A 554-nucleotide genomic window follows, 5' to 3' on the forward strand; every position below is an offset into this window, starting at 1 on the left:
GCACGGGCTGAGCGCCTTCGAGGCGATCCACCGCGCCTTTACCGGCAACCTCTGGATGCCGCCGATCGCACTCGACGCCTGATCAGCACGTATCACCCAGCGTCACAGAACCTTCTGATTGCTTACCGCATTTCTGGATTCCGATGGTTGCCCTGAGTGATCGTCCCGACGTGTGCGTGGGTGTCACCGAGTAGCCGGGGGGAATCTCACCCCCCGGCTACTCGGCGGGCACCAGCACCCCCGCGATCACCCCTAGGATCACGAAGACGATGCCGATGATGGACAGGACCGAGCTGCCGAATCCGGCCACCTCGTTGCCCGGTCCTCGCCAGGCCACACCCCCGGTGAGCACGAGCACAACCGTGCCTCGCGGGTCTGATGGCGCTCCATGATCACGAAGCGCCATCAGGCCCGCATTCAGCGCGGTCCTAGTACTACATAGCTAGATCTGTAGGACCTGTAGGCGCAGGTGCCGCTTGAAGTGGTGCCTGCGTGCTCGAGCTTGGTGGCTGCGACGCTGCTCGGACCAGTAAAGTCCCAGCTCAACAGCGTGA

1 protein-coding gene is annotated in these 554 nt (G+C 63.4%); it reads right to left on the minus strand.

Annotation, left to right across the window (positions count from 1 at the left end):
- Positions 1-217 precede the first annotated feature (217 nt).
- The gene (locus ITP53_RS59950) at positions 218-352 is read right to left on the minus strand and encodes a hypothetical protein (protein ID WP_268961528.1); all 135 of its coding nucleotides are present in this window, start codon (positions 350-352) and stop codon (positions 218-220) included.
- Between the last annotated feature and the right edge of the window lie 202 nt (positions 353-554).

The organism is Nonomuraea cypriaca, assembly GCF_015645445.1.
GTDB lineage: Bacteria > Actinomycetota > Actinomycetes > Streptosporangiales > Streptosporangiaceae > Nonomuraea > Nonomuraea cypriaca.